This is a genomic window from Acidovorax sp. KPB24-03, assembly GCF_057546605.1.
In genome coordinates this window covers 1-5936 of the sequence record NZ_BAAJYR010000210.1, presented here as the reverse complement: position 1 = coordinate 5936, position 5936 = coordinate 1, and the positions used below count along the sequence as shown (strand labels likewise).

The following is a 5936-nucleotide window of genomic DNA, read 5'->3' as shown; positions in this document are numbered from 1 at the left end:
GATGCCGTCCAGGTAGCGCCGGCCATCGGTGCCGTGCAGCCACGGGCCGCGGGCGCTGGCGATGGCCACGGGCGGGTCGGCCTCGTGGCGCTTCATCTGCGTGCACGGGTGCCAGACGCTGGCCAGGCTGCGGGCGACGAGGGTGTCCTGGTTCATCGTGGGTGGCCTTTCACAGGGCCTGCGTGGGCACGTGGTGGCGCAGTTCCACCTGGCGGTTGGCGGCGTCCACGAACACCAGCTGCGGCCGGTGCGCGGCCACCTCGGCCTCCTCGACCTGGGCGAAGGCGGCAATGATGAGCAGGTCGCCCACGGCAGCGCGGCGCGCCGCCGAGCCGTTGACCGACACCATGCCGCTGCCGCGCTGGCCCTTGATGGCATAGGTGACGAAGCGCTCGCCGTTGTCGATGTTCCAGATGTGCACCTGTTCGTTCTCCACGATGTTCGCGGCGTCGAGCAGGTCTTCGTCGATCGCGCAGGAGCCTTCGTAGTGCAGCTCGCAGTGCGTGGCGGTGGCGCGGTGGATCTTGGATTTCAGCAGGGTGCGTTGCATGGCGGGAGGGGCGAAGAAAACGGTTAGAGCTTGCGGTGAGGCGATGAGGCGGTGGGGCGGTCAGCGGACCGGCGGGACCAGGATGGTGGGCGCGGCCGGGGCGGCCCGCTCGGGGTAGTCGCGGCTGTAGTGCAGGCCCCGGCTCTCGCGGCGCATCTGGGCCGAGCGCACGATGAGTTCGGCCACCTGCACCAGGTTGCGCAGCTCCAGCAGGTCGCGCGTGACGTGGAAGTGCGCGTAGAACTCCTCGATCTCGGCCTGCAGCAGCGTGATGCGGTGCGCCGCGCGCTCCAGGCGCTTGTTGGTGCGCACGATGCCCACGTAGTCCCACATGAAGCGGCGCAGCTCGTCCCAGTTGTGGGAGATGACCACGCACTCGTCGGCATCGGTCACGCGGCTGTCGTCCCACGGTGGCACGTCCGGCACGGCTTCCGCGCTGGCGGCGGCGATCGCCTGGGCGGCCGCGCGCGCGAAGACCATGCACTCCACCAGCGAGTTGCTGGCCAGCCGGTTGGCGCCGTGCAGGCCGGTGCAGGCGGTCTCGCCGATGGCGAACAGGCCGGGCAGGTCGGTGCGGCCGGCCAGGTCGGTGAGCACGCCGCCGCAGGTGTAGTGCGCGGCGGGCACCACGGGGATGGGCTCCTTCGTGATGTCCAGCCCCAGCTCGGCGCAGCGCGCGAGGATGTTGGGAAAGTGCTCCTGGATGAACGCCGGGCTCTGGTGCGAAATGTCCAGGTGCACGCAGTCCAGGCCGTGGCGCTTCATCTCGTAGTCGATGGCGCGGGCCACCACGTCGCGCGGGGCCAGTTCGGCGCGCGGGTCGTGCTGCGGCATGAAGCGCGTGCCGCCGGCCGATGCGGGCAGCAAGAGCCGCCCGCCCTCGCCGCGCACCGCCTCGGTGATGAGGAACGACTTGGCGTGCGGGTGGTACAGGCAGGTGGGGTGGAACTGGATGAACTCCAGGTTGGACACGCGGCAGCCCGCGCGCCAGGCCGCGGCGATGCCGTCGCCCGTGACCGTGTCGGGGTTGGTGGTGTACAGGTACACCTTGCCCGCGCCGCCCGTGGCCAGGATGGTCTGCGGCGCGCGGAAGGTCACGACCTCGTCGGTGCCTTCATCCAGCGCATACAGCCCCAGGCAGCGCTGCGGCCCGCCGCGGCGCAGCTTGTGCGGGGTGATGAGGTCGACCAGCGTGTGCTGCTCGAACAGCGTGATGCCGGGCGTGGCGCGCACGGTGTCGATCAGGGTGCGCTGCACGGCGGCGCCGGTGGCATCGGTGGCGTGCACGATGCGGCGAGCGCCGTGGCCGCCCTCGCGCGTGAGGTGCAGGGCTCCGTCCTCCTGCGAGAACGGCACGCCCAGGCCCTGCAGCCAGTGGATGGCCTCGGGCGCGTTCTCCACCACGAAGCGCGTGGCGGCCAGGTCGCACAGCCCCGCCCCGGCCACCAGGGTGTCCTGCACGTGGGCCTCGTAGGTGTCGCCCTCGGCCAGCACGGCGGCGATGCCGCCTTGCGCCCAGGCGCTGGCCCCGTCCTGCAGCGCGCGCTTGGTGATGACCGCCACGCGGTGCGTGGGTGCCAGGTGCAGCGCGGCCGACAGCCCGGCCAGCCCGCTGCCGATGATGAGAACGTCGAAATCGTGGGATGGCATGGTGGTGCGTGTGGGCGTATGGACGTGTGGGGCGTTCGGGCCGGGGCGCCCGGCCGTGGCGGTGAAGGGCGTCGGCTCAGACCGGCGTGTAGGCCAGCCGCACGTAGATGGGCGCGAACGCCTCGGCCTGGGTGATCTCGATCAGGGTTTCCTTGGCCAGTTCCAGCAGCGCGATGAAGGTCACCACCAGCACGGTGCTGCCTTTTTCGGGCTCGAACAGTTCCTCGAACTCCACGAAGCGCCGGCCCTGCAGCGTCTTGAGCACGGCGCTCATGTATTCGCGCACGCTCAGCTCCTCGCGCGTGATGCGGTGGTGCTGCACCAGCTTGGCGCGCCGCAGGATGTCGCGCCAGGCCTCCTGCAGGTCGGCCACGTGCACGTCGGGAAAGCGCGGCTGCAGGCTCTGCTCGATGTGCACCTGCGCCCGCAGGAAATCGCGCCCGTACTGCGGCATGCGCGAGAGGCCGGCCGCGGCCAGCTTGATCTGCTCGTATTCGAGCAGGCGGCGCACGAGTTCGGCGCGCGGGTCCTCGGGCTCGGCGCTGCCTTCCTGCTTCTTGGGCGGCAGCAGCATGCGCGACTTGATCTCGATGAGCATGGCCGCCATCAGCAGGTACTCGGCCGCCAGTTCCAGGTTGCGGCTGCGGATCTCGTCCACGTACACCAGGTACTGGCGCGTAACGCCCACCATGGGGATGTCGAGGATGTTGAAGTTCTGCTTGCGGATGAGATACAGCAGCAGATCGAGCGGCCCCTCGAACGCTTCAAGGAACACCTCCAGCGCATCGGGCGGGATGTACAGGTCGGTCGGCAGCGCGAACAGTGGCTCGCCATACAGGCGCGCCAGCGCCACCGCATCCACGACCTGGGGGGAGGCGCCCTCGGCACCCCCAGCGAGCAGGGCGGGGGCGGAGGCCCTGTCCGCGGCGGTGCTCATTGTTTGCTATTAAAAATATAGCTACCAGCGTTAGTTGCTATTGCGCTGGATGGCATTTTGATGCCTGAGATTCAGCCCTGGGTCTGGTAGACGTAGGGCTTTTGCGGCACGCTGGCTTCGTCGTACTCGCCCCAGAGGCTGCGGTCCACGCGCTTGTCCCACAGCAGCGCACGGCCGGCCTGCTGCTGCGCGTCCAGTTCGGGCTTCTCGGTTTTGAGCTGGTTGATGAACTGGGTGGTGTCGGACTGGTAGTCGGGGCGGCGGAAGAAGGACATGGCGGTGGTGCAGTCACTATAGGGAGGCGGCGATTTTAGCGGGCGCCGCCCTTGGTCGGGGCGCCGCCGCCTCGGCGCGCTACAGTGCGGACCCCGACACTGCCCCGGAAAGGACCCCCGATGAACACCCCCCGATGGAGCGCCCCGGCGGCCCGGGCGCTGCGCGCCACCGGCCTGGCCTGCACGCTCGGCGTCCTGGCGGCCCTGCTTGCCGGCTGCGATCCGCAACGCATCAGCGAACTGGAGGAGGGCAGCTCCACCGAGGCCGACGTGCGCTCGCGCTTCGGCGAGCCCGAGCGCGTGTGGGACGAGCCGGGCGGTGCCCGCACCTTCGAATACAACCGCCAGCCGCCGGCCACCAGAACTACATGATCACCATCGGCCCCGACGGCCGCATGAGCGCGCTGCGCCAGGTGCTGGCGCCGCACAACTTCGAGCAGATCGTGCCCGGCATGGCCATGGACGACGTGCGCCGGCGCCTGGGCAAGCCCATGAAGGCCATGACCTACGAGCGCAAGGGCGAAACCGCCTGGGACTGGCGCTGGAACGACGGCGGCAACCAGCCCATGATCTTCACCGTGTACTTCGACGGCCAGGGCCGGGTGCTGCGCAGCGGCAGCGCGCTGGAGATCCGCGAGGGGCGATAGCCCGGCGCCGGCACCACCGCCAGCGCGGGCTGGCGCGTTGTTTGCATGGCCTGCCGGTGTTGGAGTAGCCTGTGACAACCATCCGCCCCGCCATGCCCGAAGCCCCCTTGCCACCCCCTGCGCCCCCGGCCGAGGCCGCGCCGCCGCCTTCCGCGCCGCTGTACCCCATGGGGTCGCTGCGCCACGGGCATTACGAAGACGTGCAGGCGCTCTTCGCCGGCACGCTGTTCGTGGCCATGGCGCTCATGCTGTTCGGCCAGGCGGGGCTGCTCATCGGCAGCACGGCGGGCATTGCCTTCTTGCTGCACTACGTGACCGACATCTCGTTCGGCAAGCTGTTCTTTGCCATCAACCTGCCGTTCTACTGGTTCGCCTGGACGCGCATGGGGCGGGAGTTCACCGTCAAGACGTTCCTGTCGGTGGCGCTGCTGTCGGTGCTGACGGAGCTGTTTCCCCACGTCATGCACGTGGACTACCTGAACCCGCTGTTCGCCGCCGTGCTGGGCGGGCTGCTGCTGGGCACGGGCTGTCTGTTCCTCGCGCGCCACAAATCCAGCCTGGGCGGCGCCACCATCGTCTCGCTGTATCTGCAGCAGCGCTACGGGGTGCGCGCGGGCAAGGTGCAGATGGCGATCGATTGCACCGTGGTGCTGCTGGCGCTGGTGATCGTGCCGATCGAGCGGGTGGCGTATTCGGTGCTGGCGGTGGTGGTGATGAGCGGGTTCTTATGGATCAGCCACCGGCCGGGGCGGTATGTGGGGCATTGAGCGCCAGCCTGTCACGCTTGCGACCGAGAGACGCCCCCTCTTGGCCCACTCCATCGGCGAAGCAAGTTTTTTCCAAGTTTCAAGTGGTCCTCGCCATGGAGGCATGGCGGTATCAAGCCGCGGTTCCCCCTGGTCACATGACGGTGACCCGAGTCGTAAGAAAGCCAAGGAATCCCACTCATGCCGCCGTTTTAATTGCCTTTATTGCTATATTTTTAATAGCATTTGAAGTGAGCCCGTTGCTCTGTACGGGGCCGCTGACGCCGTGGTTGCCCACGCCGCAGGCGGATCGGATGCCGGAGCTAAACCCTCCGGTGCCATCCCTCGAAAAAAAAAGCCCGGGGCCGGCCAGCCCCAGGCTTTTCTGCTCATCGCAAGTCCGTTCACTGCCAATGCGCGGCAACGACCTTCCATGGCCCATCCTGCGCCGCCGCCACGCCCCTGGCGTCGATGGCGGCAGGTGGAGCGAACTGCGCCATTGCGTCCGTCAGCAGTTGGGCCTGGCGGTCCATTGATGCGGATGCACCATCCATCTGCACCGTTTGGAACAACGGTTTCCACTGAATCGCTGCGAAAGAATCCAAGGGTGCGATGCTCCAGTCGGTCGGCGCCACTGCGTCGATCAATGGCTCTTTCTCCTGCGGCTTCAAGGTCACGAAGTCCGCATCGTCCAAGCCAGTGAACGCGTAGGGCTTGTTGACGCCGGCCATGGAAACGCCATCGTCGAACACATACGGCTTTTCGCTGTTCAACTCCATCGAGTCGGAGGCAATGGCATCCTTGTTCGCTGGCGTCGCCGCGGAGGCTGACAGTTGGGTTTCAATCGCTGAAAGATCCCACGTCGTGCCATCGGCGAACTGGAACCGCTGCACCGAACTGTAGGGCGCGCCGGGATCGTCGCCATAGAAGAACCCCTGGATGGTCACCTTGTCGGCCGTGCCGTTGATCGACACCTCCAGCGAATAGCCGCCGCGCACGGTGTCGTGGACCTGGCGCAGCCCCAGGTCCGACGCTGTCACGCCGTCCTTGAACTGCAGCACGCCGGGTTGGCCATCGCGAACACCGCTCTTGAACGCAATGGTGTCCTGACCGTCGCCCCGGCCGAAGCGG

6 protein-coding genes and 2 pseudogenes are annotated in these 5936 nt (G+C 68.0%); 2 read left to right on the top strand and 6 right to left on the bottom strand.

Annotated features, from left to right (window positions below):
- The 5 genes and pseudogenes from AC27KI_RS17310 to AC27KI_RS17290 form a co-directional block, all read right to left on the bottom strand.
- Positions 1–156 (bottom strand): annotated as a pseudogene (locus AC27KI_RS17310) (adenosylmethionine--8-amino-7-oxononanoate transaminase); the annotation flags it as partial.
- 13 nt (positions 157–169) lie between these two features.
- The gene (gene panD / locus AC27KI_RS17305) at positions 170–550 is read right to left on the bottom strand and encodes an aspartate 1-decarboxylase (protein ID WP_284393461.1); all 381 of its coding nucleotides are present in this window, start codon (positions 548–550) and stop codon (positions 170–172) included.
- 60 nt (positions 551–610) lie between these two features.
- On the bottom strand, positions 611–2200 hold the full coding sequence (nadB, locus tag AC27KI_RS17300) for an L-aspartate oxidase (RefSeq protein WP_487089942.1): 1590 nt from the start codon (positions 2198–2200) through the stop codon (positions 611–613).
- A 76-nt stretch (positions 2201–2276) separates the two neighbouring features.
- Positions 2277–3137, bottom strand: coding sequence for a segregation and condensation protein A (locus AC27KI_RS17295; RefSeq protein WP_487089941.1), 861 nt, complete (start codon positions 3135–3137; stop codon positions 2277–2279).
- A gap of 71 nt (positions 3138–3208) precedes the next feature.
- Complete coding sequence (locus AC27KI_RS17290) at positions 3209–3412, bottom strand: DUF3460 family protein (protein WP_272564986.1); 204 nt, start codon at positions 3410–3412, stop codon at positions 3209–3211.
- Positions 3413–3532: 120 nt separating this feature from the next.
- On the opposite strand from AC27KI_RS17290, the pseudogene AC27KI_RS17285 reads away from it, so the two are divergent.
- Together AC27KI_RS17285 and AC27KI_RS17280 are read left to right on the top strand one after the other, a co-directional pair.
- A pseudogene (locus tag AC27KI_RS17285) lies at positions 3533–4059 on the top strand (outer membrane protein assembly factor BamE).
- Between the two features lie 92 nt (positions 4060–4151).
- On the top strand, positions 4152–4826 hold the full coding sequence (locus AC27KI_RS17280) for a YitT family protein (RefSeq protein WP_372588228.1): 675 nt from the start codon (positions 4152–4154) through the stop codon (positions 4824–4826).
- 383 nt (positions 4827–5209) lie between these two features.
- Here AC27KI_RS17280 and AC27KI_RS17275 read toward each other — a convergent pair.
- A partial coding sequence (locus tag AC27KI_RS17275; RefSeq protein ID WP_487114938.1) for a calcium-binding protein occupies positions 5210–5936 on the bottom strand: 727 nt, incomplete at its 5' end.